Below are 23,202 nucleotides of genomic sequence, written 5' to 3'. Positions count from 1 at the left end.
TCTCATATCTCAAATCATGAAGATAGCAGAAATATCGATAAAACGCCCATCCATTGTCATCGTGGTATTCACCGTGCTGACTTTGCTTGGCATCATGAGCTATTTCTCGTTGAACTACGAGTTGCTCCCCAAGTTTACACCCAGCGTGGTGTCCATTTCCACCATTTATCCCGGGGCGTCGCCAAGTGAAGTGGAAAATACCGTAACCAAGAAAATTGAGGATGCGGTAGCTTCGTTGGAGAATATCAAAAAGCTGGATGCGACCTCTTTTGAGAGTCTGTCTCTGGTGATTATTGAACTGAATAGTGGGACGGACGTCGACTATGCGCTCAATGATGCCCAGCGGAAGGTAAATGCCATCCTGTCGGAGCTCCCTGACGATGCAGAGGCACCGTCATTGGCCAAGTTTTCGATGGACGATCTACCCATTGTATCGTTGGCGGCTACGGGCAACATGGATGGCGCCGCGTTTTACGACTTGGTCGATAAGCGCATCCAGCCGGTGTTGTCGCGTGTGCCCGGAGTGGCACAGGTAAACCTCATCGGTGGGCAGGAGCGTGAAATCCAGGTCAGCATTGACGCTTCCAAACTGGAAGGATACGGACTCTCCATCCTGCAGGTTCAGCAGGCGATCCTCACGTCCAATTTGGACTTCCCCACGGGGAGTGTAAAAACGCAAAACCAGGATATCCTCGTGCGTTTGGCGGGTAAATACAAATCTGTAGAAGAATTACGTAACCTGGTTATTGCGACTACTGAATCGGGTGCGCAAGTGCGCATCCGTGATATCGCGGATGTGCAGGATACCCAAAAGGATGTTGAAAAGATTGCCCGCGTGAACCAACGCAGTGCATTGCTGCTCCAGGTATTGAAACAATCGGATGCCAATGCGGTGGAGGTGAGCCGCGGTACGCAGGAAATCATCGCCCAATTGATGAACACCTACGAGAAGGAAGGGTTGAAAATCGAGATAGCCAATGATAGCTCTACGTATACGTTGGAGTCGGCCAACTCGGTAATTTTTGACTTGTTCCTGGCCGTTATACTGGTAGCCGTCGTGATGTTGTTTTTCCTGCACAGTTTACGGAACGCGGTGATTGTCATGGTTGCCATTCCCGCCTCGTTGATTGCGACATTCATCGGGATCAATCTCTTCGGCTATACGCTGAACCTGATGTCCTTGCTTGGCCTGTCGTTGGTGGTGGGTATCCTGGTGGACGACGCAATCGTGGTGATCGAAAATATCTACCGGCACATGGAGATGGGGAAAAATAAAGTTCGTGCTTCCTATGATGCCGCCAAGGAAATCGGGTTTACCGTTATTTCCATTACGATGGTTATTGTGGTGGTGTTTTTGCCCATTGCCATCAGTACCGGTATGGTTTCCGATATCCTTCGCGAGTTCTGTGTAGTGGTCGTGATTGCCACATTACTCAGTTTGGTGGCATCGTTTACCATTGTGCCTTTGCTCACATCCCGTTACGGGAAGTTGGAAAGGGTATCGGATAAAAATATATTCGGAAGGTTTGTACTTTGGTTTGAAAATCAGTTGCACCGTTTTACCCGTTGGATTACGGGCATATTGAAATGGTCGCTTGATCACAAATTCATCACGCTGGCATTGGTAACCGTATTGCTGTTTGCCTCCTTCGGGTTGCTGGCAGGTGGCTATATCGGCGGTGAATTCTTCGCACAGGGCGACCGTGGTGAGTTTTTGGTTCAGATCGAAATGCCCAAAGATGCATCCGTTGAGCAGACCAACCAGATGACGCGGAAAGCCGAGGAATATATGGCTTCCAAACCGGAAGTCGTGTCGCTGATTACCACAGTAGGCCAATCGAACGATGGTTTCGTGGGTACGCAGGCGACGGCCTATAAATCGGAGATTACGGTGAAGCTTGTGGGGCGCGAAGATCGTGAAGATCCGAGCAACATCTACGCCGCCAAATTGAAACGTGAGCTGGAAAAGATCCTGGTTGGTGCAAAAATCAAGACGGTTCCCATCAGCATCGTCGGTTTCGCCGAACAGGCTCCTCTGGAATTGGTGGTGATCGGTTCCGATCTGGACAGTGTATTGACCTATGCGGAAGCGCTGTTGGAGCGTGTTCGTAAAATACCCGGTACTTCGGAAGCAAAACTTTCCGTTGAGAGCGGTACCCCGGAAATCACAGTGGAAGTGGACCGCGATAAAATGGCAGCACTGGGACTGAACCTGCAGACCGTGGGAGGTACCATGCAGACGGCATTTAATGGAAATACAGACGGTAAGTTCCGCTCAGGTGAATACGAATATGACATCAATATCCGCTTTGACGACTATGACCGTAAAAACGTGGATGACGTGCGGAACCTGCAATTTACGAACAGCATGGGCCAATTGGTACGGCTGTCGCAGTTTGCCTCCATCCACGAAGGCTCGGGGCCAAGCCAGTTGGAACGACGTGATAAGAGTACGTCTGTGAAGGTACAATCGCAGGTCGTCGGTCGCCCGGTGAGCGCGATTGCGGCAGATCTCGAAAGTCACCTCTCGGAGATCCCGACACCCAGCGGGGTAAGTTATGTGTGGAGCGGTGATATGGAACAGCAATCCGAGGGATTCGGTACCTTGGGAATCGCATTGTTGGCGTCGGTACTGTTGGTGTATTTTATCATGGTGGCACTGTATGACAGTTTCGTGTATCCTTTTGTGGTGATGTTCTCCATTCCATTGTCCATTATCGGTGCATTACTGGCATTGGCATTGACAAATAATACACTGAACATATTCACGATACTGGGTCTGATTATGTTAATCGGTTTGGTGGCGAAAAACGCAATTATCCTCGTCGACTTTACCAACCACCTCAAGGCCGAGGGCAAGTCTACCCGCGAGGCATTGATCCTTGCCAACCATGCGCGGCTACGCCCGATCCTGATGACCACCATTGCCATGGTGTTCGGGATGTTTCCCATTGCCATCGCAACCGGCCCGAGTGCGGAATGGAAAAACGGATTGGCATGGGTAATCATCGGCGGGTTGCTGAGTTCGCTCTTCCTGACGCTGATTGTTGTTCCGGTGATTTATCAGATCACCGATAACATCCTTCACCGTTTCGGTCTGGATAAAAAAGGCCGGCCCATTGAGGAGCTGATGGTTGAAGAATACGAGCATAAAGAAGTCAAGGAATACGAAGACGAAGCCGTTTAACCGGCTACGAAATAGTGAGTTGATAAGTAGTCCCGGGCGCTAGCGTCCGGGACTTTTTCTTTGGGGAAATCTATGTATCTTTACGGCAAAAAAGAAGGGTTTACCATGAAGCAATACCTCGATTTGATGCGATATGTGTATGAGAACGGCGTAGATAAGCACGACCGTACCGGTACGGGCACGCGCAGCATCTTCGGCTACCAAATGCGGTTTGACCTCAAGGCCGGATTTCCGTTGGTAACCACCAAAAAGGTACACCTCCGATCCATTATACACGAGCTAATCTGGTTTCTCAGAGGCGATACGAATATCCGTTACCTCAAGGAAAATGGCGTGAGCATCTGGGATGAGTGGGCGGATGAACAGGGGAATCTTGGGCCTGTGTATGGTTCACAATGGCGTTCGTGGCCCACGCCCGAAGGAAGGCATATCGACCAGATCCAAAAGGTTATTCAACAATTAAAATCAAATCCCGATTCGCGCCGGATCATTGTTTCCGCGTGGAACGTGGCGGAGATTGAAAACATGGCGTTACCTCCGTGCCACGCCTTCTTCCAGTTTTATGTAGCTCCCGCAGATCCGGCCAACGGATTGTTGAAGCCACAGCTTTCGTGCCAGTTGTACCAGCGCAGCGCCGATATTTTCCTGGGTGTGCCGTTCAACATTGCGTCCTATGCACTGCTTACGCTGATGGTTGCCCAGGTGTGCGGTATGGAGGCCGCAGATTTTGTCCACACGTTCGGAGATGCCCATCTATACAGCAACCATTTCGAACAGGTTCAACTGCAGTTGAGCCGCGAACCAAAACCGCTGCCCACGATGACGCTCAATCCATCGGTCAACGATATTTTTGCATTCCGGTATGAAGACTTTGAGTTGACTAACTACGAACCCCATCCACATATCAAAGCACCCGTTGCCGTTTAATCGTAGTATATGAATAAACCTTTCGTATCTGCCATCGTAGCAGCCGCCGATAACAATGTCATTGGAAAAGACAATCAGCTGCTTTGGCACCTGCCCAATGACCTGCGGTTTTTTAAAAGGACCACTTCCGGCCATACCATCCTTATGGGCCGTAAGACCTATGAATCGGTAGGAAAACCGTTGCCCAACCGACGTAATTTGGTTATTACACGTCAAAAAGATTATGTCCTGGAAGGAGCAGAGGTGGTGCACTCACTGGAAGAGGCAATGGCGCGTTGTACCGGTGAAGGAGAAGTGTTTGTGGTGGGAGGGGCGGAGATTTACCGGCAGGCATTGCCCCTTACCAACCGCGTATACCTCACCCGGGTACACGCCGAGCCACCCGGTGATAGCTATTTTCCCGATCTGGATGAACAGGATTGGGTGCTTGTCTCCGCCGAAGAACACGATCCGGATGAAAAACATGCCTATGGGTATACCTTCCAAGTATATGAACGGATGTAGTCAATTCTAACGATAATTGGGTATTTTTGCGGCATGACCAACGAGTCCGATATCCTGAAAAGACGTGCCGTGCGCGACCGGCTTTTTTTCGCCCTGAAAGTCGTGCTTTGGGTATTGATTGCCTATTCGTTTGCCGCAGAGGTGGATTTATACCGGAATTATCCCCGCGTGGAGCAAATGGCCTACGGTGCAAACACCTTTCTGACAGGAAGCATTCTCGTTTCCATCGGCCGCTTTATCTTCATTGCTCTATACCGGAGGCAAAATAAAAAGAATAACCGGGTACGGGGCAACTATATATTGGGTATTTCCCAGATTGCTACCCTGTTGAACGCGGTATTCGTGGTTTTGGGACTGATGCTGGCGTTTGGTATTAACCCGAAAGAATTCTTGACGAGCATCACCATCGTAGCGATGGCAATTGCACTGTTATTCAGGGAATATATCACCAATATGATCAGCGGCTTGTTGATTATGTTTTCTGATCAGTTTACCATCGGCGACACCGTGCGGATCGGTGAGCACCAGGGTAAAATCATGGACATTACGTTGGCTAATATCATGGTCAAAAACGACGATGATGATGTGGTGCTGATCCCGAACAACACGGCGTTTACGGTTAATATTATCAACCAGTCACTCCAGAACTCCAAGAAACTGACCATTGATTTTGAACTTCCCTTGGCGCATGCACACCATCATAAAGCATTGGAGCAGGAGCTTGCTTCGGTCTTGGAACAGTATGTGGGGGATGTGGTGCAGGGAAGTTCCCAGCTCAAGGTTGTGGGGGTGGGCAAAGACTTCGTGCATTATAAGTTTCAATTGACCACGACAAAGAAAGATACCGGTTTGCGGAGGAAGCTTCGCAATGATCTCTATCTGAAGGTAATCGCTTACGATTCTGCGCAGGCGGCTGCCAGATCCTGACCACTAAACTTTCCGAATTTTTATACTTTTGACGAAATGGTGGCTGCCTTTTTCAAGGATCAGGTCGGCACGGAAGCGAGTCGGCAAAATATTCTTTAGAAGGTTCGGTTTGTTGATTTCATTCCAGATGCGCGTAGCGGTAGTGATGCTCTGCTTTTCGTTGAGATTTGCATAGCGATGAAAGTAAGATTCCGGATTTTGGAAGGCGGTCTTACGCAGCCATTCAAACCGTTGGGTATACCATTCCATCAGGTTCTCGGGATCCGCATCCACGTAAATCGAATAATCGAAAAAATCCGATACAAACACCCGTGGACCGCGGTGTTTACCTTTGACATTTACCTGGAGCACATTGATACCTTCCACGATCAATACATCGGGTTGGACTACCCATTGCAGCTCATCGGGTATGATATCATAGGCAAGGTGTGAATACACCGGAGCGGAAACCGATTCCTTTCCAGACTTGATGTCTGAGAGAAATCCAAGCAGACGCTTGGTGTCGTAGCTTTCGGGAAACCCTTTACGGTTGAGTATTCCTTTTGCTTCGAGGTAATGATTCGGGTACAGGAATCCATCGGTTGTAACGAGGTCTACTTTTGGGTTCCCGGGTGAGAGTGACAATACTTTTTGAAGTACCCGGGCTGTGGTACTTTTACCTGCAGCGACACTGCCGGCTATTCCGATGATAAAAGGCAAGCGCTTGGTGTGATTGTTGAAAAAAGCACTAGCGTTTCTATGCAGCTCTCGATAGGTATTTATATGGATTTGCAGCAAATGGCTCAGCGGAAAGTAAACATCTTCGATTTCCTGCATGGTGAGCGGCTCGTTGAGTGCGTTCAGTTTTTGGATGTCTGCGTCGGCGATGACATAAGATGGATGGCCGTTAAGCGCCTTCCATTCGTCTCTTGGAATGTGCCGGAATGGAGAATACATCGTGCCGTTAGCTGTTGTGACCATACCCATTGGGAGTTTGCAAACTTAGGTAATAAATTTTTAAAGTAATCCCTTCAAGATCAGTTCTCCTGTAGCCGGATTGGTTGCGAGGGGTACATTATAAACATCACAAACCCGCATAAGCATTTGGATATCCGGTTCGTGGGCATGTTTACCCAGCGGATCGCGGAAGAAAATGATGGCGTCCACTTTCCCTTCAGCAGCCAATGCGGCAATTTGGGCGTCACCTCCTTTAGGGCCGCTGAGTTTCAGTTCTACCTCCAATCCGGTTTTCCGGATATAGGATCCCGTGGTACCGGTTGCGATAAGCTTGGCAGCATGTAATACGTCAATATGATCTTTTACAAAACCAACCATTTCCGGCTTTTTACCATCGTGTGCGATCAGTGCAATTGTTTTCTGTTCAACCATTTTATGTTAGAATTTTAGATGATGATGTCTTTTGTTGTTTTCATTATAAGGTGTCCATGCAGTCTTTGGTGGTTTAGATTTTTTTGCATGTATCATTATCCTTTGGCCGACAGAAACCGCCAGGGACCTTTTGATTGGGAATTTTCCTGTTCCCTTACCAAATGTTCCACCAGTTGGTTAATCAATTCGTTGTTTTCACTCACCATCCGGTCGCCCAACGCAATTAATTTCTGGATATTACTATGGCTTGCAGCATCCAGTTCTTCACGGATGCTATGGAGGCTGCTGGGTTCTATGCGGGTATATTGCTTTGCCCTTCCCGCGGACTTATACAATTGCTGCAAAAAGAAGTCGCTGCTTTCGGCAGCTCCGCTCATCATGATGTCGATCAGGGCCGGACCGATCGACACGGCACGGCTCTTTTTAAAATGCTCATAATCGTAAGCCTTGCGAGACCGTCCGGTACCCAGCGAAAGGATGGATATATCGTTGATTTTGGTTTCATTAAATGCCTGGGTGACTTCCACTAGTGCACTCATCGAAGGATTGGGCGCGAATACACCGCCGTCAAGCAGTGGATAGCGCGTACCGCTCATGGAATAAATCTCGGCTACACTGAAATACGTTGGGGCGGCGGAGGTTGCCCGGCATACGTCACGCAAATAGAAGTCACGGGAGTCTCCACGCGCGATGGCCGTTTGCTGCCTGAAAAAATGTGTTTTACGGAGCTCGATATTGTATGCGGTGACAATACACGGCTTGAGCAATTGGCTCAGTTTGGTTTCGCTGAAATAGTTTTCTAATACATGTTCCAGGGTGTTACTGGGATACCGTTCACTAAGCAAGCCAAACTTGCTGATCAAGCGTCTGAAAAATCCGGCTTTGAAGATGTCGCTGCCATGGGTTACATAAATATCCAGTGCCTCTTTTGCAGAAAACTTAGGGCGCGTTGGGTTTTGGTCATCCGGGCACAGCAGCAAACACGTAAGAATTCCTCCGGTACTAGTTCCTGCAAAAAAATCAAAATAATCTACGATGGCAGCGTCTGGATTCCCGCTTGTGCGTTTCAACCTCCGTTCCAAAGCCGCTAACAACATTCCGGGGATGATTCCGCGGATGCCGCCGCCATCTATTGAAAGGATTTTCTTCATCAGCTAATGCTTTGGCGGTAAAAATAGGTTTTTTATACTTATTTTTGTACCGCTTACTACATTCATAATTAAGACTATATTTTGGAGACACAGGAACTGACTACCGTAGATACCGCGACCGAACTGGGATTGTTGCCCGAGGAGTTTGAACGTATAACTGAAATATTGGGTCGGGTACCCAATTTTACCGAATTATCAATTTTTTCGGTGATGTGGAGTGAGCACTGCTCGTATAAAAACTCCATTGTTTGGCTGAAGACCTTACCCAAGGAAGGCCCGCATATGCTGGCGAAGGCTGGTGAGGAAAACGCAGGACTGGTCGATATCGGCGATGGTCTTGGCTGTGCGTTCAAAATAGAGTCGCACAATCATCCTTCGGCGCTGGAGCCGTACCAGGGTGCTGCGACTGGTGTTGGTGGTATTAACCGGGATATTTTCACGATGGGCGCACGGCCCATTGCCCAGCTTAACTCCCTGCGTTTCGGCGACATTCATCATCCGCGTACACAGTGGCTGATAAAAGGAGTGGTAAAAGGAATCGGCGATTACGGCAATGCATTCGGTATTCCGACGGTTGGTGGTGAGGTGTTTTTTGATGAGTGCTACCAGGTGAATCCGTTGGTAAATGCCATGTCGGCCGGCATTGTGAAAGCTGGGGAGACGGTTTCAGCTACTTCTTACGGTGTGGGTAATCCCGTGTATATTGTCGGGTCTGCAACAGGTAAAGACGGCATACACGGTGCCGCTTTTGCTTCCAAGGATATTACGGAAGACTCCGTGAACGATTTGCCCGCAGTGCAGGTAGGGGATCCTTTCCAGGAAAAGCTGTTGCTAGAGGCCACCTTGGAAGTAATCAAGACGGGAGCCGTCATCGGTATGCAGGATATGGGCGCTGCCGGAATTATCTGCTCTAACTCGGAAATGTCGGCCAAAGGCCAGCATGGGATGCGTATCGATCTGGACAGGGTACCTACCCGGCAGGCGAATATGAAGCCTTACGAGATTTTGCTGTCGGAGTCGCAGGAACGTATGTTGATCGTCGTGCAGAAAGGCAGAGAAGCCGATGTAGAAGCGGTGTTTGAAAAGTGGGACCTGAACTGTGCGATTATCGGTGAGGTGACCGATACGCGGCGCCTTGAATATTACATGCATGATGAGTTGGTTGCTGACGTGCCTGCGGATGATCTGGTATTGGGTGGTGGCGCACCGGTATACTATCGTGAATATAAAGAACCCGCTTATTTTGCCGAGTATCAAAAATTTCGGATGGAAGATGTAGCCGAGCCGGAAGACTTGCGGGAAGTGGCACAGCACCTGCTTTCCCATCCAAATATTGCTTCCAAGCGCTGGGTAACCAATCAGTACGATTCCATGGTCGGCACGGCCAATATGACAACCAATCGCCCTGCGGATGCCGCAGTAGTAGCGGTGAAGGGAACCAATAAAGCCATTGCACTGACGGTCGACTGTAATTCACGGTATGTTAACGCCGATCCCTATAAAGGATGTGCCATCGCTGTGGCTGAAGCAGCACGCAACATTACCTGCGCCGGAGGTGAGCCCTCGGCCATTACCAACTGTCTCAATTTTGGTAATCCTTATCTACCCGAGGTCTATTGGCAGTTTGTGAACGCCATTAAAGGAATGGGAGATGCTTGCCTTAAATTTCAAACACCTGTTACGGGCGGTAATGTCAGCTTCTATAATCAGTCGCCCGATGGCGGGTCTGTATTTCCGACACCAACTATTGGTATGTTAGGCATACTCCCTGATGCGTCTAATCTCATGACGCTTGATTTCAAGGCGGAAGGAGATTACATTTATTTGATAGGTGAGTCCCGTAATGACATTGCTTCTTCCCAGTACCTAGCATCGTATCATAAAATGAAAGCTTCTCCGGCACCCTATTTTGACCTGGATGAGGAATATGCGACACATCAGGTTGTGAAACACCTTATCCGCGCAAAACTGATTGTCTCTGCGCATGATGTGGCCGATGGAGGGCTCTACGTTGCGTTGGCCGAATCGGCTATGGCGGGCAATTTAGGGTTCGCCATCGAAACCGACAGCGAAATCCGCAAGGATGCCTTTCTGTTTGGTGAGGCCCAGGGGAGGATTGTGGTGTCGGTTAAACCCGCTGCCCAAGAGGCCTTTGTGGAGGTACTGGCCGCCAGTGGTACGGAGTTTTCGTTGCTGGGGGCAGTCACTAAAAATGGATTTGTAGTGGATGAAGAGCTTTATGATACGGTAGGGCATGCCAAACAGGTATTTGGTCAGGTGTTTCACGATATTTTAGGAGAATAGAGATTACAACACGATTGATAGGCCCGGTATTTTTTAATACCGGGCTTTTTTTTGAGATAATTTTTGGATTTGTATTATTTTTTGTGATATATTTTGTTTTTTTATTATGTTTTTGGTTGTATAAAATTATTATTTATTTGTTTTTATATTAAAAATATTGATTTATTATGTTTTATTATTTGTTTTTTAAAAAAATATCAATAAAAAAATTGTTTTAATGAAATATTTGTACATATTTGTATTATTATTTATGTTAATTTTAAAGTTTATCTAATTTTTAGACTAAAAAGACAATTTATGGAAGCAAAAAAATCTATTTTACCTTTTATCTTGCTGGTTTTGGTGACAATACTGGCATTTTTCTTTCCTGCATTGCCGGGTGGGGAAGAAACCGAGATCGACGGAGCCGATGTTGCTTGGATGTTGACGTCAACGGCACTGGTCCTTATCATGACTCCCGGGTTAGCATTTTTTTATGGCGGCATGGTCAAAAAGAAAAACGTGATCTCCACGATGTTCCAAAGTTTTATCTGTATGTCAGTTATTGCCGTGGTATGGGTGGTTTTTGGTTTCAGTCTGGTGTTTGGGGAATCGATCGGCGGGGTAATCGGCAATCCTGCTACATTTTTCATGTTTGAAGGTGTGGTAGGTGGGCCTAATTGGCCGGGGGCACCCACAATTCCTTTTGCGTTATTCGCCATGTATCAACTGAAATTTGCCATCATCACGCCGGCACTGATCACCGGGGCATTTGCCGAACGGATACGGTTTAAATCTTATATCCTGTTTTTGATATTGTTTTTCATCTTTATCTACGCGCCATTGGCCCATGCTACCTGGCATCCAGATGGATTATTGGCCGGAATGGGCGTGCTTGATTTTGCGGGCGGTACCGTTGTACACATGTCTGCTGGCGTGACTGCATTGGCATCGGCACTTTATCTCAAAAAGGGCAGTGATTCCGGAGAAACGAATCCTGCGCGGATTACCTATGTGATCCTCGGTACCGGACTGCTGTGGTTTGGATGGTTCGGATTCAATGCAGGATCGGCTTTCGGTGCTAATGGGCTTGCGGCGTCGGCATTGGCCACTACAAGCACCGCTTCTGGCGCAGCGGCATTGGCCTGGATATTTTTTGATGCTGCCCGCGGCAAAAAGCCGACAGCAATGGGGGTGTGTATCGGTGTAGTTGTCGGGTTAGTCGCAATTACTCCCGCGGCAGGCTTTGTAACGGTCACGCATTCGTTGATAATCGGAGTAGTCGCTTCAATCATTAGCCGGTTGGTCGTTGAATGGCGTACACGTTCCGGTGTTGACGATACGCTGGATGTATTTCCTAGCCACGGTGTTGGCGGTATGGTGGGCATGATATTGACCGGTATTTTTGCTACACACACCATCAACAGCGTCGTGACAACGGATGGTTTGTTTTTTGGTCAGACGGGCTTATTCACGGCTCATTTGCTAGGACTTATCGGAGCGGTTGCATTCACATTCATCATGGCCTTTATCCTACTTAAGTTGACGGATTCCATTAGCAAACTGCGTGTTACGCTCGAAGAAGAGGAACGTGGCCTTGACATTACGCAGCACGGAGAAAGCCTATAACAAATAGGTCTAAAAATAGGTACACACGTTAACGTTGAATGGGATAACATACCGTCAACGGTCTGTTATCCACATCCAACCCAATGTTTCACCGCTTTTCTTAAGATGGCCTGGTAAACTATGCTTAAGAAGCAAGCAAAAACAATTACAAATATGAAAAAAATTTTTATCGCATCGACTATTCTATTATCAGCGTTCCTGGCATCCGCACAGGATGAATCGCTAACGATCTCCGGATCAGTAGATGCATACTACAAGTATGACTTTTCCGGGTATAAAAACGACGATGGGCTGGGTAATATTCCCACTTCATTTGCTAACGAACAGAATTCGGTTTCCTTAGGCATGGTAAATGTCATATTGGGCAAGACCGTTGGCAAAGCATCCTTCGTAGGCGATGTGTCTTTCGGTCCGCGTGGACAATACCAGTCGTTGCTTAACACCGGCGATGGCAACTCGTTTCACATCCAGAACCTCTACATGAGTTATGCCTTTACCGAAAAGTTTTCGATGACGGCAGGCTTTATGGGTACCTTTGTCGGATACGAGGTTATTTCGCCTACAGCTAATTTTAACTACTCTACATCTTACCTTTTTTCTGCTGGTCCCTTCCAGAATGCAGGTATTAAAGCCCAGTATGCATTTTCGGATAAAGTGTCGTTGATGGTGGGGCTGTTTAACGATTGGAATGCCTACCAGGATTTTGATGGAGTGTCTGATTTCGGTGCCCAGTTGGCTGTATCGCCGGTGGATGGCTGGAACGCCTACGTCAATTTCCTAACCGGAAGTACGGGTACCATCATCGATCTTACAACTGCCTACCAGATCACCGATGCATTCAACGTAGGGTTGAATGCGGCTGACTTTTCAGATTTCGGTGATTCCAAAGGGGGATATTCCGGAGGGGCACTTTACGTTCAATATGGGTTTTCGGATGCATTTGCTTTGGGTGTAAGGGGTGAATATTACAAAGAAAAAGAAGACGGTTGGGCATTTGTACCCGGGGGTGAGTCGGTGGTTGGACTGACACTGTCTGCCAATGTAAAGGCCGGGCCGCTGACAATGATCCCTGAGTTCCGGCTGGATAACGGCTCTACCGAGATGTTTTACAAGAATGTGGAAATGGATCCCACCAAAAGTGCTTCACAGTTCTCTTTGGCGCTGGTATACGCGTTTTAAGACCTGAAATTTAGCAAAAGCCTGCAAACACATGAACCAGAGGTTGTCTCCGTGCCGGTTCGGCAGAGGCAACCTCTTATTATATTTTCTATAAAATCCTAAAGAGTTTTCCGCCCGATAAACGAACCTTTACCCATCAAGAAGTCAATTGCTTTTGCCACATTCCGGTCAATGCTGGTTTCGGTTTTCAGGAAAGAGATGTATCGGACGATTTCTTTTTGCAGTGTGGGAGCCAACGTATCAAATTTTTCTTTTGCCTGTTTATTTTGTTCCAGCGCTTGGATCAATTTGGGGTGTGGGGGTATGGATCGGTCGCCGGGATCGAAAAGGACTGCCAATTGAACCATTTCTCCAATACGCTTCGGTGAATTTTTAAGCATGGTGGTGTTTACGTACAGTCGCCACGCGCCTTGATATTTAACCAATGTTTGCTGGAACTCAATACCATTGATGGTGCCTTTGATGGGGATGGCCCCCTTGTTTTTTCCGGCGGCTGAGGTAAGCGCATCCAACACATCCTCGGGTACAGGTACGAACGGATTGATTCCTATGATTTCCAATTGAGCGATGAAACGATGCATAATGCTTTTAAACAAGGATGCCAATTTATGAAATAGAATTATGAAATTCTCCAGCCATTATTCTGCCGTAATGCAGGCTGACTGTACGCATGCTGGATTCGGCCTGTATGTGATATTTCTACGGATACCCGGGTATCGGCTTCCATATGGTAAGATGGCGGAAGGAAGGAGGAATTTAATGGGCAGGTAATGTGGTCGCCTTTTCCAATCCCTCCAAAAAATCCTGTCCCCACCGCTGTACGTCGTAATGTTTGACAATCTCATACATGCGCTTAATCCGCAGTGATCGTTCAGATACATCCAAACTAAGCGCTGAAAGCAGGCTGTCTTTAAGATCCTTGCTGTCATACGGATTGGTACGTATGGCATAGGGCAGTTCGACGGAAGCACCGGCAAATTCAGAAATTACCAATGCGCCGTTGGGCTGTTCCTGCAATCCTTGTACGGCGATATACTCCTTGGCTACGAGGTTGAGCCCATCGCGAAGGGGGGTGATCCAGGCAACCTCTGAAACCGCGTAGTAAGAGACCACCTCTTCAAACGGAACTGAGCGGAAGAAAAAACGGATGGGGGTCCATTCCAATGTGGAATACCGGCCGTTGATTCTTCCCACAGCCTGTTCAAGTTCATGTTGGATCCGATCGTAAACTTTCATTCCCTGGGATGGGGGCGTGCAGATGTTAATCAGCTCGACCTGGCCGTGGTACTCTGGGTGCTCGTCGAGAAATTCGCCGAATGCCTCGATTTTTTCCAACGGACCCTTTACGTAATCAAGGCGTTCTAAGGACAGCACAATACGCTTTCCCTGGGTACGCTTACGTAGCAATTCGACACGCGCCCGGGTATCGGCGTGTTCAAGTATACGCTGGATATGCTGCATGTTTACCCCGACAGGTTGCGCACCCAGTCGGATGGTGCGATTGCCCACTTCAATAAGCTTGGTCATTTTGTCTATGCCGAGTGCACAGCTGTAGGTTAGGAACTGCTTGGCGGCATTGACGCGGCTCAGTACGTTGACCGGCGCGTGGCTTTTGACCACATCTACGAAGTTCTCTACGTACCGTGGAATATGGAAGCTGATAAAATCGCATTGCAGCAGGCTTCCGATAATATCCCGCCGCCATGGAATGATGTTGAAGATATCGGCTGGGGGGAATGCCGTATGATGGAAAAAGCCGATCTTCAGATCCGGGCGTTGCTGCCGTAGGAATGCAGGTACCATCCAGAGGTTGTATTCGTGTATCCATACCAATGCATTGGGTTCGGCTTCATCGGCTACCCGGTTCGCAAACAGTTCGTTGATGCGAAGGTAATGGTTCCAATGGGCATGATTGAATTTGGCCTTGTTGATAAAGGAGAATATCGTGGGCCAGAAAGCTTCTTTGGAAAACACACGGTAGAATAAATCGATGTCTTTTTTGGGCAGTGGGATGATGGAAGCCCGGAGATTCGGGTATCGATCGCTATCAATGGAAGGGTTGAGGACCGGGTTATCTCCCAGCAATCCCATCGCTTCCTCACCTATCCATATTCCCGGTCGGCCATTGGCAAAGAAGCCAAGCAAGGAAGGAATAATGCCGTTGGGACTGCGCGGCGGAATGCGTTTTGGTTGGCCGTCTTTCATTTCGATGTCAAAGGGGAGACGATGGTATACCATCAGCAGTTGTTTGCTGTCGGCAGTGTCAATCGCGGGATGATCTTGGTCGTTCAGGTAATGTCGGAATGTTTCAAAATGGGCCATTGCTTCCAGTATTCCGCCGGCCCCGGTTTGGGTTGCTGCATGGACGTGCGGCCATCCCTGTATGGCCGCCAGCAGTCTCGGCTCCGAATCGCCTACGGCCACGCCTTGGTATCCGGCTTCGAACAGAGCATAGTCGTTGTATGTATCACCCGCCACGAGTACGTCTTCTGCCGGGATGTCCAAATGGGTGATCAACTTTTTCAGTGTCGTACCTTTGTTGACAGCGTTCGGCAGAATATCCAGGTATTTACCCGCAGACGTCAGCACATCGCAGTTTAAGGTCGATGCAATCCGTTCTATTTCCCCGATATCCGTTGTCTCGTCGTAATAAAAAGAACACCGCCGTTGCTGTGGTACTTCCTGTGGAGTCAGCCCCTTTACGGAGGATAGCCTTTTCCGGACCACAAACTTCCCCGGCCAATTCCGTTCGATCACCGATTGGATGGAAGTGACGGGAAGTAAGCGGCTGCCATCTACTACCGTCGCACCCACATCGGCAATAACATAATCGGGAGTGGGTACAAGCGGATCGTACAGCAGCGGGAGAACTGTTTCAACGCCTCGTCCGGTTACAAACACAAGTTGGACATCCGGATGGTTCCGGACTAATTGATAGAGGATTTGCCTTTTTTCTGTGGTTCCACCAAGGAATGTGCCGTCGAGGTCTGTCGCTAATAACATCATTTCTTTATATTATGAATTTATCCAATATCCGTACCCTGCCGGATTGCAGCGGATATCAATTAAACCAAAAAAACGGGAGATTAATGTTTTTGCAGGTGGCCCAATACCTGCCCCTTTACCTGATGCTCAGTATCCTGGTGCTAAAGGGTTTTTAGATGAAAGGAAGCTGGTGTAGCTTCGATGGTGGGCAAAGATACAAAAATTTCTTAACTCTATCTTCCAGTTAGTTAATACGCTTTAAGTTGATTGCCAACGGTGTGGAATCCAGGATCAGCGGTACGCGTTCTACGGTAACGAAGCTTGAATCCAGGCCGAATCCGCGTTCTTCGGATAGGCTGAATTTCCGCAGAAAGCGATACATATCCAATACAATGCGCTCAATGAAATTCAGGGTATTGGTTTTCATGATTACCTTTTCCAGCACAACAAACCGGAAGTCGCCATCCATATCGTGTTTCCGGAGTGTGTCGTAGTTGCTCTTGATGCTGACTTCACCGTTTTTTACAAGGTCTTCAACCACTTTGCGGAACAGGAGACTGATGCGTTGCTCATCGCGGAACCCGAGACGGAAATCGATGCGTATCAGTTTGCCGGGGATAAGCTGAGTCACCTTATATTCTCCTGTATAAGGATGATCGGTTACGTCGACATGTACAAGCCAGTAAATATCAGCACGTTTGGGCTTCTTGCGCAAAATGGAATAAAGTATCTTTTCTTCGATTTCCGATTCGAAATTTGCGCTGGTGAGATACACCAACTGCGATGCATAGAGCGGTACGGATTTATCAGTTGCTAATTCGGATAGCAGGTCGTAATAATCAGCTATTTCCACGAAGCGCGTATACCGGTTCTTAATTTTCCTTGACCACCACCAACAGAGCATCACGGTAAAGAGCAGTCCGGTGATAAGCAAGGTAAGCCACCCACCGTGTGAGAACTTAGTAGCGTTTCCGATGAAAAAGACCGATTCGATGAACAAGTAAAAGAGCAGAAATGTGGCACAAAGATACAGGGGGATATGCCGGTTCCGCAGATAGACGGTCATCAATACGGTGGTAACCAGAAAACTGATGTTGATGGCTAATCCGTAAGCGGCCTCCATTCGAGCAGATTCCTGGAAAATGAGAATGATGAATACACAGCCCACCAATAATATCCAGTTCGCCGAGGGAACATACAGCTGTCCCTTAAGCATATTGGGATGAATGATCTTAACCTTTGGCCAAAGATTGAGACGCACAGCTTCGGATACGAGCGTAAATGCACCGGAAATCATCGCCTGGCTGGCGATGACGGCCGCGGCAGTGGCAATGGAAATACCGAAGGGCAGAAACCATCCCGGCATACCCATAAAAAATGGATTTCCGCCGTTGAGTGGTATACCCTCGTGCTCCAGCAGCCAGGCTCCCTGGCCGAAGTAACAAAGTAGCAGGCAAGCCTTGACAAATATCCAGGAAATGCGGATATTGTTTAGTCCGCAATGGCCCAGATCGGAATACAGCGCTTCTGCTCCCGTGGTACAAAGAAAAACCGCCCCGATGATTAGCAATGCATCCGGATGCTGAATGAGCGTTATGACAGCATAGTGGGGGCTGAGTGCCCAGAATATCTGTGGGTCGTCCTTGATATGTCCGGCACCTATCACGGCCATCATGGAGAACCAGACAAACATAATAGGTCCGAAAAGCCTTCCTACTACGGCCGTACCAAAACGCTGTAGCAGGAAAAGTACAACCACAATCAGCAATACAATCGGTACCGTCTGCAGATGGGGATAGAAGATGTCGAGCCCCTCCACTGCGGAGGAAATGGTGATAGCCGGTGTAATCATGCCGTCGGCAAGCAGTGACGCCCCACCCAGCATGGCCGGAAAGACCACCCACTTACCGTGTTTCCGTACCAACGAATAGAGTGAAAGGATGCCGCCTTCGCCCTTATTGTCCGCGCGGAGTGTAATAATAACATATTTCAGCGTGGTTTGTAGCGTGAGGGTCCAGAAGATGCAGGACAACCCCCCGTATACCAAATCCCTGTCCACGGCGTCCTGTCCGATGATTGCTTTGAATACATATAGGGGAGAGGTGCCGATGTCTCCAAAGATAATTCCAAGTGCCACCATCAACCCCGCTAAAGTCAATGGTTGTTTTGAATGAGCTTTCATTCGAAAATAGTTTGTTCTCAACAGCCTTGCGGAACCTGTATTTCCTGTAGGACAATTGAGGAGGCAAACTTAGGAGTTAATCGATTGAAAAAAAATCCGTGGAAAAATAGTGGTATCCCAACTCGATTTGTTATTTTTATGGCTATCGGGATGTCTTGGGAGGGCATTCCGAATGAATTAAAATTGTGGTTTAACCTTATTAAATTAAAGTAGTTATGGTTAATTTGGTAGTAATGTTTATGGCGGGAATGGCGATCGGTCACGGTAACCCGCTGAAGGATGATGTAGGACGTGATGCCGGCCAGTTTGCGGTAGACCAGCGTGGCAAATTTGTGGTTTACAAATCGGAAGTATTGCCAAATGAGGTAAGTTTTTCCGAAATACAGGCTCAACTAAATGCATTTTTAGCCTCAAAAGGCAATGAGACAGAATTAAAAAGTACGAACCGGCTGGAGAGCAACGGACGTATTCATATGAAAAAACATGCGGGTATCGGAAACTATGTGGCTGGGGACGTGCACTACACCTTAGTAGTGGAAGACGACGGAGGACAACTGAATTATTGGTTTACCGACCTCACTTATCAACCTTATCGCAACGACCGCTATGGTAAGCGTGTTAAAGCAACCGCTTCGCCCATTCCCTTGGAAAGGCAGATGAGCAAACTGAATGAGCACGTCTGGAAGAAGCAGAAGAATTACGCTTATGAAGCCATCGATGAAATGGCCGATCAAGTGCTCAAGCAATTGGAGGCTGCCGACAAACCGACGGTAATTACCATCCGTATGGAAGAATAGGCGGGCCATTATGAAAATGTATAAAAGAGGCTGTCTCAAAAGTAATTTTTGAGGCAGCTTTTTTGTTTCTGCAGGTTTGTTATTCCGGCGTTTTCCACAATATTGCTTATATCCCGTTAGAAGTTTTTGTTTTTACTTCATTGTATATCAATGCCTTGTTTTGTATCTTTAGGGTATGGCAAGAGGCAAGACAAGCACGGTTGTATTCAAACGGGACCTGCAGGGGCAGACGATGCTATTGCCCCCGGATCTGGGGGAACTGATTCCGTTGGCCCACCCGGTGCGTGTGGTTAACGACATACTTGACAGGATCGACATCACGGAACTATTACGGCAGTACCGGCCCGGCGGGACATCGAGCTACCATCCACGGATGCTGTTGAAAGTGCTGGTGTATTCGTACATCAACAACCTTTACAGCAGCCGCAGGATCGAGGAAGCGGTGAGCCAGAACATCCATTACATGTGGCTTGCGGGCATGAACCGCCCGGACCACAATACGATAAACCGTTTCCGCGGGAAGCGGCTACAGGGTTGCCTGAGACCCGTTTTCACACAGGTCGTGCTGTTATTGTGCGGGGAAGGGTTATTAAGCATAAAGGAACTTTACACCGACGGCACCAAGATCGAGGCCAACGCGAATCGGTACACCTTTGTCTGGGGCAATGCCATCAGACACAACAAGGAGAAGATCAGGCAGCAGTTGAACGAGCTCTGGGAATATGCCAAAGGCGTAGCCGCTTCGGAGCTTGATGATCCCGAGCCTCCCGGCATCGGCCCCCTCGATAGCGAAAAGGTAAAGGATACCATAACAAAGATCAATGACGCACTGAAGAACAGCGGATCCGGGGTGGACAAAAAGGTCAGGCAGAAGCTGAACTATGCAAAAAAGCACTGGCCTGCGGCACTTGACCGCTATGCCGGGCAGGAGCAGGTACTGGGGCCTGAACGGAAAAGTTACAGCAAGACCGATGTGGATGCCACCTTCATGCGGATGAAGGAAGACCACATGAAAAACGGCCAGCTTAAACCGGCCTACAATGTGCAGATCAGTACAAACAACCAGTATATCGCATCCTACAGCATCCACCAGCGCACAGTGGATACCGCCACGCTGATCCCGCACCTTGAGCAGCATACGGAAGACTTGGGCAAACCGGACAATATCACCGCCGATGCGGGATACGGCAGTGAGCAGAACTACGGGTGGCTGGAGGAAAAACGTATTACCGGCTATGTCAAGCACAATTACTTCGACCGTGACCAGAATGAAAACATCCGCAGCAAAAAGCCCTATACCGTCGACAAGCTCGCCTACGATCCGCAGCGGGATCTCTACTTTTGCCCCAGCGGGCAACCCATGGACAACATCGGCACCCACCGTTCCAGGACCGCGGCGGGGTTCCTGCAGACGGTCACCGATTACCGGGCAAGGGACTGCGGGGGCTGCCCGTTAAGGGCACAGTGCCACCAGCAGCAGGGAAACCGTGNCGATGTGGAACCGGTATTCGGGAACATCAAACACAACCACGGTTTCAAGCGGTTCATGCTCCGCGGGTTGGATAAGGTCAATGTGGAAATGGGGTTGCTGGCATTGGCACACAACCTTAGAAAAAGGGCATCCTAAACCCTTTCATCCCCCGTAAAACACCCACAAAAAACCTTTCCAACCATATCCTCTCAATGAACTTGCTTTAAGCCAATAATCAACCAAAAAAACAGAAACAATAACATCCCGGAAAACGAAACCGCTAAATATAAAAAACGAAAAAAGCCGTCTCGATACTTTTGAGACGGCCTCTTTTTTTGTCAGATTGTCCTGTCATACTGACTGGATAAGGTAATGGAACACATATTGTATTAAGGGCGACCGACAATTCTTTAGTAAATTTACGTGTTTTAGAGTTATCATATGAACGAAAAAGGCAATATATCCATCCATACCGAGAATATATTTCCGGTAATCAAGAAGTTTTTATATTCAGACAATGAGATTTTCCTGCGGGAACTGGTGTCTAATGCGGTTGATGCGACGCAGAAACTGAAACGGCTGGCTTCATTGGGTCAGTACAAAGGCGAAGTGGGGGATGTAACGATCGATGTGGCATTCGATGAGAAAGCCAAAACCATTACCATATCCGACCGGGGTATTGGGATGACTGCCGAAGAGGTGAAAAAATACATCAATCAGATCGCCTTTTCAGGTGCTACAGAGTTTGTGGAAAAATTCAAAGAAGCCAAGGATGCGAATGAAATTATCGGCCGCTTCGGGCTGGGTTTTTATTCCGCGTTCATGGTGGCAGACAAGGTAGAAATCCAGACGTTGTCTTACCAGGAAGGAGCCGAGCCCACCCGGTGGGTATGCGATGGTAGCACCTCCTACCAGATTACCGAAGGAAACCGTACGGCACGCGGTACAGATGTTATTTTGCATATTAATGCCGATTCGGAAGAGTTTTTGGATAAAGGCAGATTGCAGGAAATTCTGGACAAATACGGTAAATTCCTACCAGTTCCCATCCGCTTTGGTACGCGCACTTCCAGCGAGCCGGATGGTGAGGATAAAGAGGGCAAACCCAAGTATAAATCAGTGGAAGTTGATAACATCATCAACAATACGCAGCCTGCTTGGACCAAAGCCCCTTCTGAATTAAAGGATGAGGATTACTTGGCCTTTTACCGGGAGCTGTATCCGTATTCACTGGATGAGCCGCTGTTTTGGATTCACTTAAATGTGGATTATCCGTTCAACCTGACGGGTATCCTGTATTTTCCGAAGCTCAAGGAGAACTTCGAAATACAGAAAAACAAAATCAAACTATACTCCCGGCAGGTATTTATCACCGATGAGGTAAAAGACATTGTCCCCGAGTTTTTAATGCTGCTCCACGGTGTGATCGATTCGCCGGACATCCCGCTCAACGTGTCTCGGAGTTTCCTGCAAGCGGACAGTAATGTCAAAAAAATTAATGCCCATATCACAAAAAAAGTAGCGGATAAACTGGCTGAGCTATTTAAAACAGATCGGAAGGGTTTTGAAGAGAAATGGCCCGATATCGCGTTGTTCGTCAAATACGGCATGCTCAGTGACGATAAATTTGCTGAAAAAGCAAATGAGTTTTGCCTGTTGAAAAACACGGAGGGTGAAATTTATACACTGAAGGAATATGCGGAAAAGGTAAAAGATATCCAGCAGGATAAAGATGGTCATGTAATATACCTATATACGAATGATGCCGCGCAGCAGGACGGTTATATCACGACCGCTAAGGAGAGAGGGTATGATGTGTTGGTGATGGATTCGCCGATAGACAGTCATTTTGTAGCTTATATAGAACAAAAAGGAGAAAAGACACAACTCAAGCGTGTAGATGCCGATGTAATCGATAAGTTGATCCAGAAGGAAGATACCAAAACGTTGCAACTTACCGAAGAAGAAAGCAAGAAAGCGGTTGAGCTTTTCGAGAAGGCTATTAGCCGGGATAACATGAAAGTGTATGTCGAGGCGCTCAGTGAAAGCGAACTGCCCGTTACTGTGACAATTGACGAGTTTATCCGGAGGATGAAGGACATGGCACAAACAGGAGGGGGGATGAGCTTCTATGGCTCCATGCCTGACAACTACAAGGTAACCGTCAACGGCAACCACCCATTGATTAAACGTATCCTTTCTGACGAAAACACGGAAGAACAACAGCAGTTAGCTAAACAGGCGTTTGATCTGGCGTTGCTTTCACGCGGATTATTATCAGGGAATGAGCTTACTAACTTTGTAAAGAGAAGCGTAAGTTTGATCGGTTGAGTTTTTTTTAATTTTGTTGTTGGATTGTTGTTTAATTGCTATTTTTGCAGTCCAATAACACGGTGGGTATAGCTCAGTTGGTTAGAGCACTAGATTGTGGTTCTAGGGGTCGTCGGTTCGAGCCCGATTATCCACCCGAAAAAGGAAGAGGCCGTCTCAAAAGTACCGAGACGGTTTTTTTCGTTTTTTATATTTATTGGGTCCGTTTACCGGGGATATTCTTATTCCCGGTTTTTTGGTTGATTATAGACTTAATGCAATTTTGTTGAGGGGATGGCGGG

At 47.9% G+C, this 23,202-nt stretch carries 16 protein-coding genes and 1 tRNA gene; 11 read left to right on the top strand and 6 right to left on the bottom strand.

The window, feature by feature from the left end:
• Nucleotides 1–16 precede the first annotated feature (16 nt).
• The 4 genes from IEX60_RS23780 to IEX60_RS23765 all read left to right on the top strand — a co-directional run bounded on the left by IEX60_RS23780 (nucleotide 17) and on the right by IEX60_RS23765 (nucleotide 5,545).
• Nucleotides 17–3,187 carry an efflux RND transporter permease subunit gene (locus IEX60_RS23780; protein WP_188753900.1) on the top strand — a complete coding sequence of 1,057 codons (3,171 nt, stop codon included), beginning with the start codon at nucleotides 17–19 and terminating at the stop codon, nucleotides 3,185–3,187.
• 105 nt (nucleotides 3,188–3,292) lie between these two features.
• Nucleotides 3,293–4,114 (top strand): thymidylate synthase, encoded by an 822-nt coding sequence (locus IEX60_RS23775; RefSeq protein WP_188753899.1) that lies wholly within the window; start codon nucleotides 3,293–3,295, stop codon nucleotides 4,112–4,114.
• A gap of 9 nt (nucleotides 4,115–4,123) precedes the next feature.
• The gene (locus IEX60_RS23770) at nucleotides 4,124–4,618 is read left to right on the top strand and encodes a dihydrofolate reductase (protein WP_188753898.1); all 495 of its coding nucleotides are present in this window, start codon (nucleotides 4,124–4,126) and stop codon (nucleotides 4,616–4,618) included.
• A gap of 33 nt (nucleotides 4,619–4,651) precedes the next feature.
• Nucleotides 4,652–5,545, top strand: coding sequence for a mechanosensitive ion channel family protein (locus tag IEX60_RS23765; protein ID WP_188753897.1), 894 nt, complete (start codon nucleotides 4,652–4,654; stop codon nucleotides 5,543–5,545).
• A gap of 3 nt (nucleotides 5,546–5,548) precedes the next feature.
• On the opposite strand, the gene coaA is transcribed toward IEX60_RS23765, so the two are convergent.
• From coaA to IEX60_RS23750, 3 genes are all read right to left on the bottom strand, one after another.
• Nucleotides 5,549–6,505, bottom strand: coding sequence for a type I pantothenate kinase (gene coaA, locus IEX60_RS23760; RefSeq protein ID WP_188753896.1), 957 nt, complete (start codon nucleotides 6,503–6,505; stop codon nucleotides 5,549–5,551).
• Nucleotides 6,506–6,541: 36 nt separating this feature from the next.
• On the bottom strand, nucleotides 6,542–6,913 hold the full coding sequence (locus IEX60_RS23755; RefSeq protein WP_188753895.1) for a methylglyoxal synthase: 372 nt from the start codon (nucleotides 6,911–6,913) through the stop codon (nucleotides 6,542–6,544).
• 95 nt (nucleotides 6,914–7,008) lie between these two features.
• Nucleotides 7,009–8,064: a patatin-like phospholipase family protein gene (locus IEX60_RS23750; RefSeq protein ID WP_188753894.1), complete on the bottom strand. Its 1,056-nt coding sequence runs from the start codon at nucleotides 8,062–8,064 to the stop codon at nucleotides 7,009–7,011.
• 81 nt (nucleotides 8,065–8,145) lie between these two features.
• On the opposite strand from IEX60_RS23750, the gene purL reads away from it, so the two are divergent.
• The 3 genes from purL (at nucleotide 8,146) to IEX60_RS23735 (ending at nucleotide 13,155) form a co-directional block, all read left to right on the top strand.
• Nucleotides 8,146–10,368, top strand: a complete 2,223-nt coding sequence (purL, locus tag IEX60_RS23745) for a phosphoribosylformylglycinamidine synthase subunit PurL (protein WP_188753893.1) — start codon at nucleotides 8,146–8,148, stop codon at nucleotides 10,366–10,368.
• Nucleotides 10,369–10,665: 297 nt separating this feature from the next.
• Complete coding sequence (locus IEX60_RS23740; RefSeq protein ID WP_188753892.1) at nucleotides 10,666–11,976, top strand: ammonium transporter; 1,311 nt, start codon at nucleotides 10,666–10,668, stop codon at nucleotides 11,974–11,976.
• Nucleotides 11,977–12,129: 153 nt separating this feature from the next.
• Nucleotides 12,130–13,155: a porin gene (locus IEX60_RS23735; RefSeq protein WP_188753891.1), complete on the top strand. Its 1,026-nt coding sequence runs from the start codon at nucleotides 12,130–12,132 to the stop codon at nucleotides 13,153–13,155.
• 98 nt (nucleotides 13,156–13,253) lie between these two features.
• Here the strand turns inward: IEX60_RS23735 and IEX60_RS23730 are convergent, their stop codons facing one another.
• The 3 genes from IEX60_RS23730 to IEX60_RS23720 form a co-directional block, all read right to left on the bottom strand.
• Nucleotides 13,254–13,736 carry a YdeI/OmpD-associated family protein gene (locus IEX60_RS23730; RefSeq protein ID WP_188753890.1) on the bottom strand — a complete coding sequence of 161 codons (483 nt, stop codon included), beginning with the start codon at nucleotides 13,734–13,736 and terminating at the stop codon, nucleotides 13,254–13,256.
• A 175-nt stretch (nucleotides 13,737–13,911) separates the two neighbouring features.
• Nucleotides 13,912–16,161: a glucosylglycerol-phosphate synthase gene (gene ggpS / locus IEX60_RS23725; protein ID WP_229717765.1), complete on the bottom strand. Its 2,250-nt coding sequence runs from the start codon at nucleotides 16,159–16,161 to the stop codon at nucleotides 13,912–13,914.
• A gap of 223 nt (nucleotides 16,162–16,384) precedes the next feature.
• A complete protein-coding gene (locus tag IEX60_RS23720; protein ID WP_188753889.1) occupies nucleotides 16,385–18,322 on the bottom strand; it encodes a KUP/HAK/KT family potassium transporter in 1,938 nt (645 codons plus the stop codon).
• Between the two features lie 215 nt (nucleotides 18,323–18,537).
• On the opposite strand from IEX60_RS23720, the gene IEX60_RS23715 reads away from it, so the two are divergent.
• The 4 genes from IEX60_RS23715 to IEX60_RS23700 all read left to right on the top strand — a co-directional run bounded on the left by IEX60_RS23715 (nucleotide 18,538) and on the right by IEX60_RS23700 (nucleotide 23,057).
• Nucleotides 18,538–19,119, top strand: a complete 582-nt coding sequence (locus IEX60_RS23715) for a hypothetical protein (RefSeq protein ID WP_188753888.1) — start codon at nucleotides 18,538–18,540, stop codon at nucleotides 19,117–19,119.
• A 175-nt stretch (nucleotides 19,120–19,294) separates the two neighbouring features.
• Nucleotides 19,295–20,746, top strand: coding sequence for an IS1182 family transposase (locus tag IEX60_RS23710; protein ID WP_188753887.1), 1,452 nt, complete (start codon nucleotides 19,295–19,297; stop codon nucleotides 20,744–20,746).
• A 285-nt stretch (nucleotides 20,747–21,031) separates the two neighbouring features.
• Nucleotides 21,032–22,921: a molecular chaperone HtpG gene (gene htpG, locus IEX60_RS23705; protein ID WP_188753886.1), complete on the top strand. Its 1,890-nt coding sequence runs from the start codon at nucleotides 21,032–21,034 to the stop codon at nucleotides 22,919–22,921.
• A 62-nt stretch (nucleotides 22,922–22,983) separates the two neighbouring features.
• Nucleotides 22,984–23,057 (top strand) — tRNA-His (locus IEX60_RS23700).
• Nucleotides 23,058–23,202: the final 145 nt, after the last annotated feature.

Source organism: Parapedobacter defluvii, from assembly GCF_014642075.1.
Classification (GTDB): domain Bacteria; phylum Bacteroidota; class Bacteroidia; order Sphingobacteriales; family Sphingobacteriaceae; genus Parapedobacter; species Parapedobacter defluvii.
This window is presented reverse-complemented; position numbering and strand designations above follow the sequence as displayed.

Excerpts from the sequence above, each read along its gene's own strand:
- IEX60_RS23780 (WP_188753900.1), top strand. The coding sequence starts at position 17 with ATGAAGATAGCAGAAATATCGATAAAACGCCCATCCATTGTCATCGTG.
- IEX60_RS23775 (WP_188753899.1), top strand. The coding sequence starts at position 3,293 with ATGAAGCAATACCTCGATTTGATGCGATATGTGTATGAGAACGGCGTA.
- IEX60_RS23770 (WP_188753898.1), top strand. The coding sequence starts at position 4,124 with ATGAATAAACCTTTCGTATCTGCCATCGTAGCAGCCGCCGATAACAAT.
- IEX60_RS23765 (WP_188753897.1), top strand. The coding sequence starts at position 4,652 with ATGACCAACGAGTCCGATATCCTGAAAAGACGTGCCGTGCGCGACCGG.
- coaA (WP_188753896.1), bottom strand. The coding sequence starts at position 6,505 with ATGGTCACAACAGCTAACGGCACGATGTATTCTCCATTCCGGCACATT.
- IEX60_RS23755 (WP_188753895.1), bottom strand. The coding sequence starts at position 6,913 with ATGGTTGAACAGAAAACAATTGCACTGATCGCACACGATGGTAAAAAG.
- IEX60_RS23750 (WP_188753894.1), bottom strand. The coding sequence starts at position 8,064 with ATGAAGAAAATCCTTTCAATAGATGGCGGCGGCATCCGCGGAATCATC.
- IEX60_RS23740 (WP_188753892.1), top strand. The coding sequence starts at position 10,666 with ATGGAAGCAAAAAAATCTATTTTACCTTTTATCTTGCTGGTTTTGGTG.
- IEX60_RS23735 (WP_188753891.1), top strand. The coding sequence starts at position 12,130 with ATGAAAAAAATTTTTATCGCATCGACTATTCTATTATCAGCGTTCCTG.
- IEX60_RS23730 (WP_188753890.1), bottom strand. The coding sequence starts at position 13,736 with ATGCATCGTTTCATCGCTCAATTGGAAATCATAGGAATCAATCCGTTC.
- ggpS (WP_229717765.1), bottom strand. The coding sequence starts at position 16,161 with ATGATGTTATTAGCGACAGACCTCGACGGCACATTCCTTGGTGGAACC.
- IEX60_RS23720 (WP_188753889.1), bottom strand. The coding sequence starts at position 18,322 with ATGAAAGCTCATTCAAAACAACCATTGACTTTAGCGGGGTTGATGGTG.
- IEX60_RS23715 (WP_188753888.1), top strand. The coding sequence starts at position 18,538 with ATGGTTAATTTGGTAGTAATGTTTATGGCGGGAATGGCGATCGGTCAC.
- htpG (WP_188753886.1), top strand. The coding sequence starts at position 21,032 with ATGAACGAAAAAGGCAATATATCCATCCATACCGAGAATATATTTCCG.